The 14,228-nt window shown below is 59.5% G+C and carries 15 protein-coding genes; 13 read left to right on the top strand and 2 right to left on the bottom strand.

Features of this window, described 5'->3' with window-relative positions:
- Positions 1-36: 36 nt before the first annotated feature.
- The 12 genes from K5Q35_RS21985 (at position 37) to K5Q35_RS22040 (ending at position 11,329) form a co-directional block, all read left to right on the top strand.
- The gene (locus K5Q35_RS21985; protein ID WP_013963584.1) at positions 37-993 is read left to right on the top strand and encodes a MoxR family ATPase; all 957 of its coding nucleotides are present in this window, start codon (positions 37-39) and stop codon (positions 991-993) included.
- Positions 990-1,895, top strand: coding sequence for a DUF58 domain-containing protein (locus K5Q35_RS21990; RefSeq protein ID WP_220801379.1), 906 nt, complete (start codon positions 990-992; stop codon positions 1,893-1,895). The genes K5Q35_RS21985 and K5Q35_RS21990 overlap by 4 nt, the downstream gene beginning before the upstream one ends.
- A complete protein-coding gene (locus K5Q35_RS21995) occupies positions 1,892-2,263 on the top strand; it encodes a hypothetical protein (protein WP_220801380.1) in 372 nt (123 codons plus the stop codon). Before K5Q35_RS21990 ends, K5Q35_RS21995 begins: the two co-directional genes overlap by 4 nt.
- Complete coding sequence (locus K5Q35_RS22000) at positions 2,256-3,218, top strand: VWA domain-containing protein (protein ID WP_220801381.1); 963 nt, start codon at positions 2,256-2,258, stop codon at positions 3,216-3,218. The genes K5Q35_RS21995 and K5Q35_RS22000 overlap by 8 nt, the downstream gene beginning before the upstream one ends.
- Complete coding sequence (locus K5Q35_RS22005) at positions 3,215-4,114, top strand: VWA domain-containing protein (protein ID WP_220801382.1); 900 nt, start codon at positions 3,215-3,217, stop codon at positions 4,112-4,114. Before K5Q35_RS22000 ends, K5Q35_RS22005 begins: the two co-directional genes overlap by 4 nt.
- A complete protein-coding gene (locus K5Q35_RS22010) occupies positions 4,111-4,785 on the top strand; it encodes a tol-pal system YbgF family protein (protein ID WP_220801383.1) in 675 nt (224 codons plus the stop codon). Before K5Q35_RS22005 ends, K5Q35_RS22010 begins: the two co-directional genes overlap by 4 nt.
- Positions 4,782-5,972 (top strand): hypothetical protein, encoded by a 1,191-nt coding sequence (locus tag K5Q35_RS22015; RefSeq protein WP_220801384.1) that lies wholly within the window; start codon positions 4,782-4,784, stop codon positions 5,970-5,972. Before K5Q35_RS22010 ends, K5Q35_RS22015 begins: the two co-directional genes overlap by 4 nt.
- A 170-nt stretch (positions 5,973-6,142) precedes the next feature.
- On the top strand, positions 6,143-6,862 hold the full coding sequence (locus K5Q35_RS22020; RefSeq protein ID WP_220801385.1) for a response regulator transcription factor: 720 nt from the start codon (positions 6,143-6,145) through the stop codon (positions 6,860-6,862).
- A gap of 11 nt (positions 6,863-6,873) precedes the next feature.
- Positions 6,874-8,031 (top strand): FIST N-terminal domain-containing protein, encoded by a 1,158-nt coding sequence (locus tag K5Q35_RS22025; protein WP_013963576.1) that lies wholly within the window; start codon positions 6,874-6,876, stop codon positions 8,029-8,031.
- Positions 8,032-8,033: 2 nt separating this feature from the next.
- Positions 8,034-10,292, top strand: a complete 2,259-nt coding sequence (locus tag K5Q35_RS22030; protein ID WP_044025429.1) for a PAS-domain containing protein — start codon at positions 8,034-8,036, stop codon at positions 10,290-10,292.
- Positions 10,293-10,325: 33 nt separating this feature from the next.
- Positions 10,326-10,985, top strand: coding sequence for a hypothetical protein (locus K5Q35_RS22035; protein ID WP_220801386.1), 660 nt, complete (start codon positions 10,326-10,328; stop codon positions 10,983-10,985).
- Positions 10,982-11,329 (top strand): hypothetical protein, encoded by a 348-nt coding sequence (locus K5Q35_RS22040; RefSeq protein WP_220801387.1) that lies wholly within the window; start codon positions 10,982-10,984, stop codon positions 11,327-11,329. Before K5Q35_RS22035 ends, K5Q35_RS22040 begins: the two co-directional genes overlap by 4 nt.
- Positions 11,330-11,408: 79 nt before the next feature.
- On the opposite strand, the gene K5Q35_RS22045 is transcribed toward K5Q35_RS22040, so the two are convergent.
- Entirely contained in the window at positions 11,409-12,221 is an 813-nt protein-coding gene (locus K5Q35_RS22045; RefSeq protein WP_220801388.1) for a quinoprotein dehydrogenase-associated SoxYZ-like carrier, read from the bottom strand.
- 123 nt (positions 12,222-12,344) lie between these two features.
- On the opposite strand from K5Q35_RS22045, the gene K5Q35_RS22050 reads away from it, so the two are divergent.
- Positions 12,345-13,388 carry a quinoprotein relay system zinc metallohydrolase 2 gene (locus K5Q35_RS22050; protein WP_220801389.1) on the top strand — a complete coding sequence of 348 codons (1,044 nt, stop codon included), beginning with the start codon at positions 12,345-12,347 and terminating at the stop codon, positions 13,386-13,388.
- 10 nt (positions 13,389-13,398) lie between these two features.
- On the opposite strand, the gene K5Q35_RS22055 is transcribed toward K5Q35_RS22050, so the two are convergent.
- Entirely contained in the window at positions 13,399-14,022 is a 624-nt protein-coding gene (locus K5Q35_RS22055) for a hypothetical protein (protein WP_220801390.1), read from the bottom strand.
- Positions 14,023-14,228 lie beyond the last annotated feature (206 nt).

A 14,228-nucleotide genomic window follows, 5' to 3' on the forward strand; every position in this document is an offset into this window, starting at 1 on the left:
TGATCTGAGGACCGCGCACAGCGGTCGGGAGACGACATGGACAAAAGACCAGACCCTTCACAACCGGGCGTGGCGGCGCTGTCGTCCTATCTGGCGAATGGTCTGGTGGGCCATGAAATTCTTATTGAACGGCTCTTGGTGGCGCTGCTGGCGGGGGGGCATTTGCTCGTTGAGGGGCCGCCGGGCCTCGCCAAGACCCGCGCGGTCAAATGGCTGTCGGACGCGGTCGAGGGCAGTTTCGCGCGTATTCAATGCACGCCCGATCTGATGCCGTCGGACCTGACTGGCACACCGGTTTACAAGCCGCAGGACGGCAGTTTCGAGTTTGTGCAGGGGCCTGTTTTCAACAACCTCGTGTTGGTGGATGAGATCAACCGCGCGCCGCCCAAGGTGCAATCTGCCCTGTTGGAGGCGATGGCCGAGCATCAGGTAACCGCAGGTAATGAGACGCACGCCTTGCCCGATCCGTTTCTCGTGGTGGCCACGCAAAACCCGATTGAACATGACGGCACCTTCCCCCTGCCCGAAGCGCAGCTGGACCGGTTCCTGCTGCATGTGGTGCTTGAATTGCCGGGGCTGGAGACCGAACGTCAGATCCTTGATCTGGTCGAGGCCGAAGCGCAAAGCGGCGCGCCAAAAATACAGGCGCTGACGCTGGACGCACTCGCCGATGCCCGCGCCAGTGTGAGCGCCGTGCATCTGGCCCCTGAGTTGCGCGATTACATCGTGCGGCTGGTGATGGCGACGCGGGAAGGGCCGCAGGCACAGGATATCGAACATGCGGTTTCGCCGCGCGGCTCGCTGGCGCTGGCGGCGGCTGCCAAGGCGCGCGCGTTTCTAAAGGGGCGCGACTATGCCATGCCTGAAGACGTGGCGGCACTGGCCGGGGATGCGCTGGCGCATCGCATGGTGCTCAGTTGGCGCGCGGTCGCGGATGGGCGCAAGGCGCGCGATGTCGTGGCGGATGTTCTGAACGCTGTTGAGCCGTTGTGAACGCGGCGCTGGAAGCCCCCGGCGTCGCTCTGGGCTCCGAAGCCTTGATTGCGCTCAGGCGCGTTGCCCTCAGTTCTGACGCGGCCCCGGTGCTGGCCGCCTTGCCGGGTGGTTTTGCGACGCGCCGCAAAGGTCACGGGCTGGAGGTCGCCGATATGCGCGAATACGTGGCGGGGGATGACATACGCCACCTTGATCGCGGCACGACGGCGCGCACGGGTCGTTTGCATGTGCGCCAGTTTCAGGAAGAACGCGACCGCGTCACCCTGCTGGTCGCCGATTTCCGGCCTGCGATGTTCTGGGGGTTGCGGCGCGCCTTCCGCTCTGTTGCGGCGGCGGAAGCACTGGCCCTGATCGGCTGGAACGTCGTGGAAAGCGGGGGGCGTGTAGGTCTGCTCGCGGTGACGGCGGATGAAACGGTAATCGTGCCACCGCGCGGGCGCACGCGCGGGATGCTGGATGTGATCGGCGGCATGGTGCAGGCGCACAGCACGGGCCTGTCCGCGATGGCGGCGGGGCAGGGCACGGACCCGCCGCTTGATATGGCCTTGTCGCGCGCCGACAGGCTGGTTCCATCCGGTGCGGAACTGGTCATTGCCTCCGGCTTTGATACACCGGGTGAAGGCTTGGCGGATCGGCTGGATGCTTTGGCGCGCCGTCGCACCCCGCGTCTGGTCTGGATCACCGATGATGCTGCGTCCCGCATGCCGCAGGGCCGCTATCCTGTCAGGCTGGCAGATGGGCGTCGCATCCGGCTTTTTCTGGGGGCGAAGCAGCCTGAGCCTACGGGCCACATTCGCCAGATCATGGGCCGGCCCGCGCTTGTGCTGGATGCGGGCGACACGGTCGAACAAACAGCGCGCCGCATCGTTGCGGCCTTTCCGGCGGAGCGGGCGGCATGACAGACCGGGCGCTGAGCGAAGCGGCGATGCTGACCAGCCTGCGCGACATTCGCCTGCCCGCCGAGGCGACGGGGGGCATGGGCGCAGATCTGGCTGCAACCGTGGCGCTGGCAGGCTGCGCGGCCTTGTTGATCGCGACCGCCCTTCGACTTCTGAGCTTGCGAAAACGGTCTGACACTTCCGACACGCTGGCCGATCAACTCGCCCGGCTCAGCGCATTGCCTGAGGCGGACAAACGGGTCGCATTGCTGCATGTGTTGCGCGCGCATGCGCCGGAACGGTATCGCGCCTTGCGCGGCGCGCTCTACCAGCCGACGGGGGGCGTGGCGACCACGACGCTGAAGGCGGAGGTCAAGCGCCTTGTTTGAACTGGCCGACCCATGGTTTCTGCTTTTGTTGCCGCTGCCTTATCTGGCGGTGCGGTTCCTGGGGCCTGCGCAGATGGCGGGCGGTGCGATCAAGGTGCCCGACCGGGTGGGCGAGACGTTACTGGCGGCTGGGCGGCATCGTGCGGCTCAGTCTGGCCTGCATCTGCAACAAGGTATCCTGTGGGCGATCTGGGTGCTGCTCTTGCTGGCCGCATCGGGTCCGCGCGATCTGGCACCGGTTTCGGCGCTTAAGGTCACGGGGCGTGATCTGGCCATTGTGCTGGATCTTTCCGGCTCCATGGTGCGCGATGATTTTGATCTCGATGGCCGGCAGGTCACGCGGCGCGAAGCGGTCGCAACCGTAGGCGCGGATTTCGCGCGCCGTCGCGGCGGGGATCGCGTGGCATTGGTCGTCTTTGGCTCGGAGGCGTATTTTGCCGCGCCCTTCTCATTCGATGTCGAAGCGATTGCGCGCCAGATTGAGGGCGCGCAGATCGGCGTATCAGGACGTGCGACCAGCATATCGGACGGGCTGGGCATCGCGCTCAAACGCATGGAGAACAGCGAGGCGGCTTCACGGGTGGTGATCCTTCTGTCGGACGGGGTCAACAATGCGGGGGCCACCAATCCGCGCGGCGTGGCGGAACTGGCCGCACAGATGGGCGTGCGGGTCCATACCATAGCGCTGGGCCCCAAAGATCTGAGCAGTGCCGATCCCGGTGAACGCGGTGTCGTGGATGCCGCAACCCTGCGCGCGATTTCCGAAATTTCGGGGGGGGAGAGTTTTCGGGTCAGAACAACCGAAGATCTGGTCGCCGTGGGCGAAGCACTGGATGCACTGGAAGCCACAGACAGCGATGGCTTGGCCGCCGAAGTGTTCCACGACTACTGGATGTGGCCTGCGGGTTTGGCGGCCTTGCTTGGCCTCGGCTACGGCTGGAGGGAACTGACGTGAGCGACCTTGCGCTGACCCTGCTGCGCCCCTGGTGGCTGCTGGGGCTGCCTGTCTTGATCGCCGTCGGGTGGTGGATGTATACGCGGCGCGGCGGGTTGGGTGACTGGCAAAAGGCCACCGATCCGGCGCTGATGCGGGCCATGATGGCGCTGGACCGGGTGGACAACAGCGCCAGCTGCGCACCCCTTCTGGCGATGCTATCCGCAGTTGGCGTCACGCTTCTGGCACTGTCCGGACCAGCGGTGGAGCGGCGTGAAGCACTGTCGTTTCGCAATCTTGACGGGGTGCTTTTCGTCGTCGATACCTCGGCCAGTGTCACCGAAAACGCGCGCTGGCCCCAGATGCTGACCATGGGGCGCTTTGGTATCGCGGCATTGGGCACGCGTCCCGGCGGGTTGATCGTTTTTGGCGGTGACGCCTATGTCGCGACCGATATGACGCTGGATCATGTGCAACTGGGACAGACGCTCTCGCTGCTGGATGCGCAGACGGTACCGGACCCCGGCTCGCGCCCCGAACGCGGCTTGTCGATTGCACTGGATATCCTGCGCGAGGCTGAGGTGATCGCAGGGGATGTCATTCTGTTCACGGATGGCGAAGGTCTCGGGCCGGAGACACTGCAAGTGGCGGCGCAGATTTCTGACGCGGGCGCGCGCCTGTCGCTCGTGTCACTGGACGCGCCCGCGCCCGCTTTTGAAACCCACGCAGCGGCTGGCAGTGGTATGGTTTTCACGCTTGCGGATACTGATGTATTTTCGCAATGGCTGGCAGAAACTGCGCGCACCCGGTTGGAGGCGCAGGATTTTCCACTGCTGTTTTGGAAAGATATGGGTCGCTATCTGTTGGCCCTTGCCCTGTTCCCCCTGTTGTTGCTGTTTCGCAGGCAAATCGCATGAGGGTGCTCGCGCTGATCACCTTGACGGCTTTCGCGCTTGCCTTGCTGCTTGGCGGCGCTGCCCCTTTCGGGCGCGTGTTGATGGCGGCAGGCGCGCCCGGGTTGGCAGCCGGTTTTTTCGACGATGCTGAATGGCAGGGTGCAGCACTCTACCAGGCAGGCGATTACGACACCGCAGCGGATCGCTTTGCGCAGGCATCGGCCATGTTCAACCTCGGCAATGCAGAGGCGCATCGGGGAAACCATGCAGCCGCACTTGAAGCATTCGACATGGCGCATGCGCGCGGTCACCCGGACGCTTTGGCAAATTTCGACGTGGTGGCCGCCTATTTTGCAGGGCTCGGCATAGACCCAGAAATGCTGGCGCTTTTTGGCAAGCGTAAGGACGGGCCGACCGCCGAGAGCTTCGTTGCGCGCGGGGATGCGCGGGCAGCGGGCACGGGCAGTGAGGTTACGAACAACAACACCATGCTTGGGCTGACGGAATTGGAAAGCCGCGGACAGCTTGGTGTGCGCCGCGTCTTTGATGATAAGTTCATGCGGGCGGATACGCGCTGGCTGCAACAACTCTCGGATGTTCCGGGTGAATACCTGGCCGCGCGGATCGCGCTGGAACATAAGCGGCGCGCCAAACTGGGCCTGTCGCCCGCCGCGCCGGAGGACCCGCGATGAGGTGGCTTTTGTGGGTCCTTTTCGCGTTATGTCCGATACTGGCGCAGGCACAGTCCAAAACAGTGCTCCCGCATGAGTTGGTTCTGAGCATTGAAGTTGAAGCGAGCGATCACGTCCCGAAAGTCAGCGAGATGATCCTGATCACGATCAATGGAATCTACCGCCGTCACATCACGCGCGAGCAGATCATTCAGCCGGATTTTGACGGTTTCAACTGGACGCAACTGGGCATTGATACATGGGCTGAAGAACGCCTTGACGGTGAGTTGGTCAAGACTTTCAGCAGACGTATGGCGATTTACCCGAACCGTGCGGGCCCGCTGACCATCGGCGCCTTTACCCACAATCTGACGCTTACAGATGAAAATGATGAATGGTTTGAACATCAAATCACATCCGAGCCTATCACGATTGAAGTCGCACCTGCCCCGGACGATCGGGAGTGGTGGTTCCCGGTCAAATCGTTGAAAATCTCGGACCAGTGGTCCAATGCGCCGGATCAACTGGCACCGGGAGAGGGCGTTTTGCGCATCATCCGCATCGAAGCACTGGGCGTCACGCCGGAGATGATCCCGCCGATGCCTGAACTGACGTCACCCTCTGCCGCCATCTTTGCGCATCCCGAGAAACGTTTTGTCGAACTGTCGCCGCAAGGCCCGCTGTCCTACGCGTTTTGGCGATGGACGATCCGGCCCAGTAATGACACCTCAACCATTGTTGAACCGCTAAGCTTTGATTTCTTTGATACGCAGGCGCGTGTTGATCGCACAGTGACCATATCCGCGCAGCGTCTGGCATACGGCACGGTTGTACCCGATGAACAGCCACCGCGCGCGCAGGATGCGTACCCCGCCTCTGTGCAACTGCCCGATTGGCCTTTTGCGATGCTGGCGGGTGTCATCTGCGTGATTGGCGCATTTTTTTCGTTGATGGGGCGGCGTTTGTCCGGGATGGAGGCACTGACCCGTTTTCATCTGCTTGACCCGCTGGCGCGACAATTGAAGCGTGCGGCTCTTGCCGGTGATGTCGCATTGTCCCGTCGGACGGCAGCCGCGATTTTGCGTCGTGAGGGTCCATCCGGGCAACGCCAGCGTCTTTTGTCGCAACTGGACAGCAGCATTTTCAGCGCCGCGCAGGATCGCACATCATTACGACATTTTGCCAGAGAGTTTCTGCGAAGCCGCTAAGCGCGCGGCACGAACAAATCCAAACCATGAAAAAGCATCATTACTGCAATGAATTGCGAGATTTTTGAATGGATGTCTGGTTTTGGTATGAGTTTGTCCGTCGCCTCTTTTGACTAGCAGTTGAAAAGACAAGCGTTACGAGTAAGATCGTGCTCGGGAGGACTACATTCATGGAACACGAACGTGCGCCGATCAGTCAGGGGGCAGTATCAAACATCCTGATTGTGGATGATCATCCATTGTACAGCGATGCTTTGGAATCGGCCCTTGAACTGGTACTGACAGACGTCGAAATCAAAAAGGTACAGAGCCTCGGGGATGCGATTGCTGCTGTGAAAGACGGGTTCAAACCTGAACTTGTGATGTTTGATCTCAAGCTGCCGGATGTCACTGGCATCTCCGGATTTGTCAGCCTGCGCCAGCATCTGCCCAAGGCGCGTATACTTGTGATTTCATCGCTGGCGTCTTTTGACCTTGTGCAGTCATTATTGCGGGAAGGTGCCGCTGGATTTTTGCCAAAAGACACCTCTGCGCGGGGGTTGAAGTCGGTACTTTCGGAAATCATTGCCGGGCAAACCTATGTGCCGAAAGACTACCAACAACCCAATTCCTGCGAGCGTGACGCGCTGGCCGATGAATTCCAACACCCCAAGCTGGCAGAGCTGACCCCCCAGCAGCAGCGGATCATGCGCCTGATCTGCTTTGGTAAGCCGAACAAGCAGATTGCCTATGAACTGGACCTCGCAGAGGCGACCGTGAAGGCGCATATCACCGCGTTGCTCAGGCGGCTCGGCGTGCGTAACCGGACGCAAGCGGTGGTTCTTGTCGAAGGCGCGATGGCGGCGCAACGGGGCGACGAACCCGAAGCCCGCGCATTTCTCAAACATTAGGAGGTCGGGCTATGGACAGCGCGCGCGCTGAGCCGTCCTGTGTGCGGGTGGCCTTGTCACGCGCCGTTGACGCAGCCGCAGCGGCGCGGATCGCGGCGCAACAGATCAACGCGCGTGACACCTGTTTCGTGCTTGCTTTCGTACCGGGTGATCGCAACGGCGCGGTGATTGCCCATAGCCTTGAAGAGGCGCTGGGCGGTGTCCCGGTTTTTGGGTGCTCGACGGCGGGGCAGATCACAACTGAGGGCTATGAAACCGACGCGCTGCTGTTACTGGCATTTCCCAAGACACATTTTCGCTGTGCTTCGGTTTTGATGGAGCCGCTCAACCCGCTGTCGACGACGGCGGCGGCAACCCTTGCGCAGCGCCATGTTCAGAAATTTTCCCATACGGCAGGGTGGAACCGGCTTGGGCTGATCTTCACGGACGGATTGTCCAAGCAGGAAGACATGTTGATTTCAGCATTGGAAACCACTTTGGGCGATTTGCCTATTTTCGGGGGTTCTGCCGGGGACGGGCTGAGGTTTGAACAAACCTATGTGCTGCACAATGGGCACATTCATCACAATGCTGCGGTGTTGCTGGTGCTTGAGACCGATCTGCCGTTTCAGGGCATCGGCTTTGATCACTTTCTGCCGGGCGACAGCCAGATGATCATCACAGATGCCGATCCTGATGACCGCAAGGTGTTTGAAATCAACGGTGCACCGGCGGCGCAGGAATATGCCCGTCTGGTCGGATGTGCCGTGGAGGATCTGTCCCCGCAGATTTTTGCCGAGAACCCGTTACTCATCGAATATAAAGACAATCACTATGTCCGCGCGATTTCAGATGCGGGCGAGGACGGCGCGCTGTCATTTCTGGCCGCTATTGATGATGGGCTGATCATGACGCTGGGGCAGGGCCAGGAGATCATCGAGACGCTGCAGGCCGGATTGGATATTCGCGACGCAAAGGGGCGCCGCCCGGATTTCATCCTCGGGTTTGACTGCGTGTTGCGCAAACTTGAGATCGAGCAAAAGCAGCTGGCGCATGCGGTTTCGAAAGTTCTGGGCGCAGCGCATGTCTTTGGGTTCAATACTTACGGCGAGCAACATTGCGGCGTTCATATGAACCAGACGCTGGTTGGCGTGGCCTTTTTCGGCCCTGAGCAGAGGGCCTTGTGTTGAATATGATCAACCCAGACGACCCGCTTGAGGTACGGGTCGAAAAGCAGGCGAAGATCATCGAGGCACTGATGCGCCGCGCGGGTCGGCAAAAAGATGTCGGGCCGTCCGCCTATCGTGCCTTTCAATCCGCTATTGAGTTGCAACAAAAGATGGCCGCGCAGTCGCTTGAGCTGGAAAGTGTCCGCTATGAACGCGAACTCACGCGTAAAACCCTTGCTGAGGCATTGGGTTCCATGGAGGGCGGGCTTGCGTTTTTTTCTCACGGGACGCTGAACATCTGTAACGATCTGTTCAAAGGCCTGCTGCCGGATATTTCGGAGCACATCGTGCCGGGGCTGAGCCTTGCGCGCTACTTTGATCTGATGAGCAGCAGCGAATATCTTGTCTCGACCGACCGCAAACTGTTCACCATGCGGGGCGCATTGGAGAGCGATCAGAATGAAGGGTCCGTGGTCTCGCTGGTGGCCGAGGTCACCAAGGACCGTTGGTACCAGATGAGCACGCAGCAGACTTCGCCGGAAAATACGGTTTTGCTTCTGACGGAAATTACCGCTTTGGTGCGACACAACCGGCGCGAAAAAGAGCACCTGATCGACCGTCAGGCGGATTACCTGCAAGCGGTGTTCCAAAACATGAGTTCGGGTGTCTGTACGTTTTCCGCCTCTGGCGAGTTGATGATGCAAAACGGCCAGTTCCGCAGCATTCTTGGTGTGCCACTCAGCGTGTTGCAACCGGGCACGCCATTGCAGGAATTGCTGGATTTCATGCGCTCCAAATCTCTGATCACGGACAACGCTTTGTTGCAGATGGACGCATGGCGCGATGAATTGACCAAGAAAGGGGCGGTGACCACGCGGGTGTCGCATGGTGCAGCACGGGTACTTGATGTGCAGGCCAACCTTCTGCCAGATGGTGGTTTTCTGGTTGAACTGAAAGACGTCACCTTGGAAGTGCGCTCAACCGAGATCCTTGAAAACCGCGTGATGGAGCGCACCGCAGAACTGACCCGCGCAAACGCGAATCTGACCGAACAATACGATGAAAAGGCCCGCGTCGAAGAAGAGTTGCGCGTCGCAAAAGAACGCGCGGAGGCCGCGGTATCATCAAAAACGCGGTTTCTGGCTGCGGCCAGCCATGATCTGCTGCAGCCGATCAACGCCGCAAAACTCTTGATTTCCTCTTTACAGGAAACCACACGCGAAACCCGGTTCCGCCCCATGGTCGAGCGATTGGAAGGGGCGTTCGCCTCAGCGGAATACCTGCTGCATTCATTGCTTGATATCTCGCGACTGGAAAGCGCGGACCTTGATACCGTGACGACGACCAACGTCAGCCTAGAGGGATTCATGCTGGGCATAAAGGCCGACCAGATGATGTTGGCGGCGCAGAAATCGGTGCAATTACATGTTGTGCCTTGCAGCCTCGTGGTGCGCTCTGATCCGGTTTATCTGTTGCGGTCTATTCAGAATCTTGTGGTCAATGCCATTCAATATACCGATCCGGGCGGGCGGGTTCTGCTGGGGTGTCGGCGAACCGGTGATACCGTTGTGTTGGAGGTTTGGGACACTGGCATCGGGATAAACATCAAAGACCAGTCGCGAATTTTCGACGAATTTACGCGCGCCGAAAATGTGCCGCTCGGCTCTGGTGTCGGCTTGGGTCTGTCGGTTGTCGACAGAGCGTGCCGCTTGCTTGGTCACAAACTTTCCGTCCGCTCAAAGCCGGGGGTTGGATCAGTTTTCAGCATTGAGATGGAAGTCGTCAAAGGCGCCCCCAGCATGCCTATTCTGCAAGGCCCAATCGAAGACACGGCGGACGCTGCCCTCGATTACATCGTCATGGTCATCGAAAATGATGTGGATGTGCTTTACGGTGTAACGCAGCGGCTGGAACTTTGGGGCGCAAGCGTTCTCGCGGCACGGACTACGGCCGAAGCGTTGGAGTTCATCGACGATCTTGGCATGCCGCCCGACATCATTCTGGCGGATTACCAATTGGACGCGGGCGAAACCGGCGTACAGGCGACGCTTGATCTGCGGGCCAAGACCGGCACCGCGATTCCCGCGATCCTGATCACGGCGGATCGCAGCGAAACAGTGCGTCGCCTCGGTGCGCAGCATGATATGTCCGTGATGACCAAGCCTGCTGAGCTTTCGCGTTTGCGGCGGTTGGTTGACTGGAAGGTTCGTGGCCGTGCAGCCTCTGCCTCCGCGTCGCAGGTCAAGGTACAGACAAAAGTCGAAGGTGACAGTCCCGCATGAGGCCCGCACACTCGCATTCAGGAGGATGCTCATATGTTTAGATTTCCAGCCATAGTTTTCGCGACACTTCTGGCAACAGGATTGGCGGTCGCCGCACCTTTGGACGGTGAAAAAACCTATGATATGCTGTTTCGTGACGGCACTTTGGACGAGATAGACCGTACATCGGCGCTGGTGTATCGCCGCGAGGTTACCAATGCGCTGAAACCAGAAGCTGGTGCACGGGACACTGGTGATGTGACGCTGTCATTCCGTGAAGGGGACAAAGACATCGCGATGCTGAAATTCTGGCAGGATGACAAACATCGCGCTCTGGGTGCTTTTCCGGCCAGTGTCGGGAACCCGATGATCATGTATTTTTATGAAACCGTGGTGCGGGATATGGCCGAGGCGGCAGGCGGAAGCCCGTTTTACATCCGCAACAGGGTCAAGGACGCGCTGATCCAACCATCTGATATCGTCGAAGGCGAAGCGGTAGTGGATGGCAAAACGGTGCCCACGCGGACCATTCACATGTATCCCTTTGCCGATGATCCCAACAGCGCCCGCATGCAGGGCTTTGGTGATCTTGAGTTGCGCGTGACAATGTCTGATGCGGTGCCGGGTTGGTACATGAGCCTCGTTGCCGAAGCGTCGGAGGGGGCGGTATATCGTTCTGAGGTGTCGTTCCAGCGACTGGATGAAGCGCAATGAAGGGCTGGGCGCTTGCATTTGTGCTCAGTATGCCAACGGCGGCGATGTCCCAAAGCGTCGCCGAACAGCTGAACGATTATCCGACGGCTGCGCGCGCTGATTATGTTTTTGCCTGTATGGTGACGAACGGGCAAACCCGTGAAATGCTGGACCGCTGCGCCTGTTCGATCGACGAGATCGCAACGATCCTGTCTTACGAGCAGTATCTGGAGGCCGAAACCGTTCTGTCCATGCGACGTGTCGGGGGGGAGCGCATGTCGTTTTTCCGCAGCGCGTCAATGGCAGAGAATATGGTAGCGAACCTGCGCCGCGCGCAGGCCGAGGCGGAGGTTATCTGCTTTTAACGCGACACCCGGTTCGCCAACGAAAAAGCGCCGCAGGGATCAAACCCGCGGCGCTTTTTGTTGCGTATCATGGAGCTTTTCAGCCGCTCACTGATTTCGGCAGGACCTTTTCAAATTCATTGCCGTCCGTATCCGTGGCTTTCACGGTCAGGGCGGTGGAGCCGTTGTCATTATAGGCAAATCGGAACACAGGGTTTTCAGAGATCGAAATGCCGCCATCCATGGTGAACAGCAATTCGTCATCCTGCCACACTTCTATATGATCAATGAAATGGGCGGGAATGAACAACTGGGTGATCTGATCGCGCTGAAGGCCTGAATAGTTCGGATGGCGGATCATGATCTGCGCTTCGCGACGGGGTGTCGACATTTGCGCGCCGTTATCAAAGGTCCGCAGTTTCATCTTGCCCATGCCAGCCAGCGCAATCTCAGGGTCTTTCGACGCGGGCGCAGAACATCCGCCAGAGGCTTTGACAAAGCGACCCGCCATATGCAGCCCGTCAGGCGTTTGCGCGATCACACGTACGTTGGAGTATTGATTGACGCGCACGCGCATCTCGAAATCCAGCAGCCCCATGGCAGGTGTAAACCCAAACACCGCAGCGATGGGGGCCGGGTTTTCATCAATCACAACGGTGGCTGTGCTGATCGAGGCGCTGCCCTCGGTCTGGCGTAGAATGATCGGTACTGTGGCGGCATCATGCGCGCGGAAGGGCGCTTCGATCGTCAGTACGCCGTCGGCGGAGGCAAGCGGCGCATCCCCCACGACGTCATATCGCAGCTCTTCCCAGGTCTCGCCCGGCAGCAGCGGGTTTCGCACCTCATCTGAGGCCCATGCCGCGCCTGATACCAAAGCGGCAACTGTGGCCAGTGTCATGAGTTTTAAAGCCATACCATTCTCCTCCAGCATGGGAACTTGCGGTTTATGACACGAATCGGCGAAAAAAGACACATATACCTAAGGCGGCGTGGGTAACGGTGTCGTGTTTGGCTACACCTGCTGCGGGAGAGTGCCATGTTTGAAGCGATGATAACCCTGTGTTTGAGCCTTGGCGAAGGGCCTTGCCGTGACCATCTTTTGCCGGGCTATGAGGCGCAGACACAGGCGGCCTGTCAGGTGGCGCTGTCCGAAAGCCCGCCTGATTTGAGCATTTTTCAAGGATTGCAGGCACAAGGCGTTGCAACCTGTCAGCCAGTGGGCGAGGCGTTGAATGTAACAGAGGTCGCATCTGGGGTGTTTGTCCACGTCGGTCGCATTGAAGAGCCAAACGCATCGAACCGGGGTGACGTCAGCAACTTGGGTTTCATTGTGGGCGAGACGAGTGTCGCAGTTGTCGATTCCGGTAGTGCGCGTTGGATTGGCGAAGCGCTGTGGCGCACCATACGTGCACGTACAGACAAGCCGGTCAGTCATGCAATCGTCACGCATATGCATCCCGATCACGCGCTGGGGGCCGCACTTTTTTACGAGGCGGGGGCCGCTTTGGTTGCGCATGATAGCTTGCCGCGCGCGCTCGCAGACAGGCAGGCCAACTATCTGGAGAGCCTGACGTCTCTGATCGGGGCGGATATTCTGTTGGGTACGCGCGCGCCGGTGATCGACATTACGGTGACGGAGGTGTTGCAGATTGATCTGGGCGCGCGGGTCCTGACGTTGCAGGCTTGGCCGGTGGCGCACACCGGCAACGATCTCACCGTTTGGGATACTGCGACGGGGACGTTTTTCGCGGGCGATCTGATATTCGACCGCCACACGCCCGCGCTGGATGGACGGTTGACAGGATGGCGTGCGGTGCTGCGCGAACTGCAGGGCCTGGATATTGAACGTGTTGTGCCGGGGCATGGTGCCGCTGCGCTGGACTGGCCACTAGGATCAGAGCCGATAGCACGATACCTCTCGGTTCTCGAAGAGGATACCCGCGCGGCGGTCGAGGCTGGCACGCGACTTGGCACGGCAGTCGAGGAAATAGCGCAAAGTGAACGCAGTCTTTGGCAGCTTTTTGACGCCTATAATCCGCGCAATGCCACCGTCGCTTTCACAGAGTTGGAATGGGAATGACGTGCCGCGTCTAGCCTTGGTCGGTCACGGCACCGCTGAGCATCTGGCCAATTGAAAACAGGCGCCGTTCCAGCAGGGTTGGCGTTTCACACAGATAAGTAATGTTGCGCTGGCGGTCTGTGTAGATGATCTGATCCCAATCGAGCCGTTCTTCCAACATGTCGACACGGTCGAAATCCGGTTCATCAGTGACGAGGATGGCGTCCATCTCAGCCCGGTTGATATCGATCTTTTCGGCAAGTGCGATCTGGCTGAGCGAAAAGTCCTCGATTCCCGAGATGATTCGGGCGCGGCGCTTTGACAATGTATTGAATACCGACTCAAACACGAGCCCAAGTGCCTCGGGATCCCCTTCATAGGTGGCGGCAAACTCGTCCACACGTGTCTGAAGAGTTTCCAGCTCCACACGTCTGAGCGACAAATATCCGGCCAGTTCTGTCACATCCGCGCGCAACGCATCATTGTCGTTCGCCAGTTCAGAATTAACCGGGTAAGGCCACATCAACCCCAAAGACAGCGTTTCCACCTTGCGTTGCACGCAGGGCCATGTGGGATCGGAAAAATCTGCCGCCTGCGCGGGTGCACTCACCGCGACCAGCGCCAGCGTCAGGCATAGGGGTTTGATCATCGACATGCGGACCCTCCGTAAAGAAGTTATCACTATGGCCAAGCATCACTTGGCTGTCCAGCGACCCCAATACCCACCATTGTCTTAGTTGTTCTGACGGTTCCTCGGCGCTCATACTCAGGCTGAATACGGATGTATGCCAAGCGCTGCACCAAAGGGAGAGTTTGACTATGATGAGAACGCGTGCGGCGGTTGCGGTTGCGGCTGGGCAG

Source organism: Roseobacter sp. OBYS 0001 (assembly GCF_019654895.1).
Lineage (GTDB): Bacteria > Pseudomonadota > Alphaproteobacteria > Rhodobacterales > Rhodobacteraceae > Roseobacter > Roseobacter litoralis.

Excerpts from the sequence above, each read along its gene's own strand:
- K5Q35_RS21985 (WP_013963584.1), top strand. The coding sequence starts at position 37 with ATGGACAAAAGACCAGACCCTTCACAACCGGGCGTGGCGGCGCTGTCG.
- K5Q35_RS21995 (WP_220801380.1), top strand. The coding sequence starts at position 1,892 with ATGACAGACCGGGCGCTGAGCGAAGCGGCGATGCTGACCAGCCTGCGC.
- K5Q35_RS22010 (WP_220801383.1), top strand. The coding sequence starts at position 4,111 with ATGAGGGTGCTCGCGCTGATCACCTTGACGGCTTTCGCGCTTGCCTTG.
- K5Q35_RS22015 (WP_220801384.1), top strand. The coding sequence starts at position 4,782 with ATGAGGTGGCTTTTGTGGGTCCTTTTCGCGTTATGTCCGATACTGGCG.
- K5Q35_RS22020 (WP_220801385.1), top strand. The coding sequence starts at position 6,143 with ATGGAACACGAACGTGCGCCGATCAGTCAGGGGGCAGTATCAAACATC.
- K5Q35_RS22025 (WP_013963576.1), top strand. The coding sequence starts at position 6,874 with ATGGACAGCGCGCGCGCTGAGCCGTCCTGTGTGCGGGTGGCCTTGTCA.
- K5Q35_RS22030 (WP_044025429.1), top strand. The coding sequence starts at position 8,034 with ATGATCAACCCAGACGACCCGCTTGAGGTACGGGTCGAAAAGCAGGCG.
- K5Q35_RS22035 (WP_220801386.1), top strand. The coding sequence starts at position 10,326 with ATGTTTAGATTTCCAGCCATAGTTTTCGCGACACTTCTGGCAACAGGA.
- K5Q35_RS22040 (WP_220801387.1), top strand. The coding sequence starts at position 10,982 with ATGAAGGGCTGGGCGCTTGCATTTGTGCTCAGTATGCCAACGGCGGCG.
- K5Q35_RS22045 (WP_220801388.1), bottom strand. The coding sequence starts at position 12,221 with ATGGCTTTAAAACTCATGACACTGGCCACAGTTGCCGCTTTGGTATCA.
- K5Q35_RS22050 (WP_220801389.1), top strand. The coding sequence starts at position 12,345 with ATGTTTGAAGCGATGATAACCCTGTGTTTGAGCCTTGGCGAAGGGCCT.
- K5Q35_RS22055 (WP_220801390.1), bottom strand. The coding sequence starts at position 14,022 with ATGTCGATGATCAAACCCCTATGCCTGACGCTGGCGCTGGTCGCGGTG.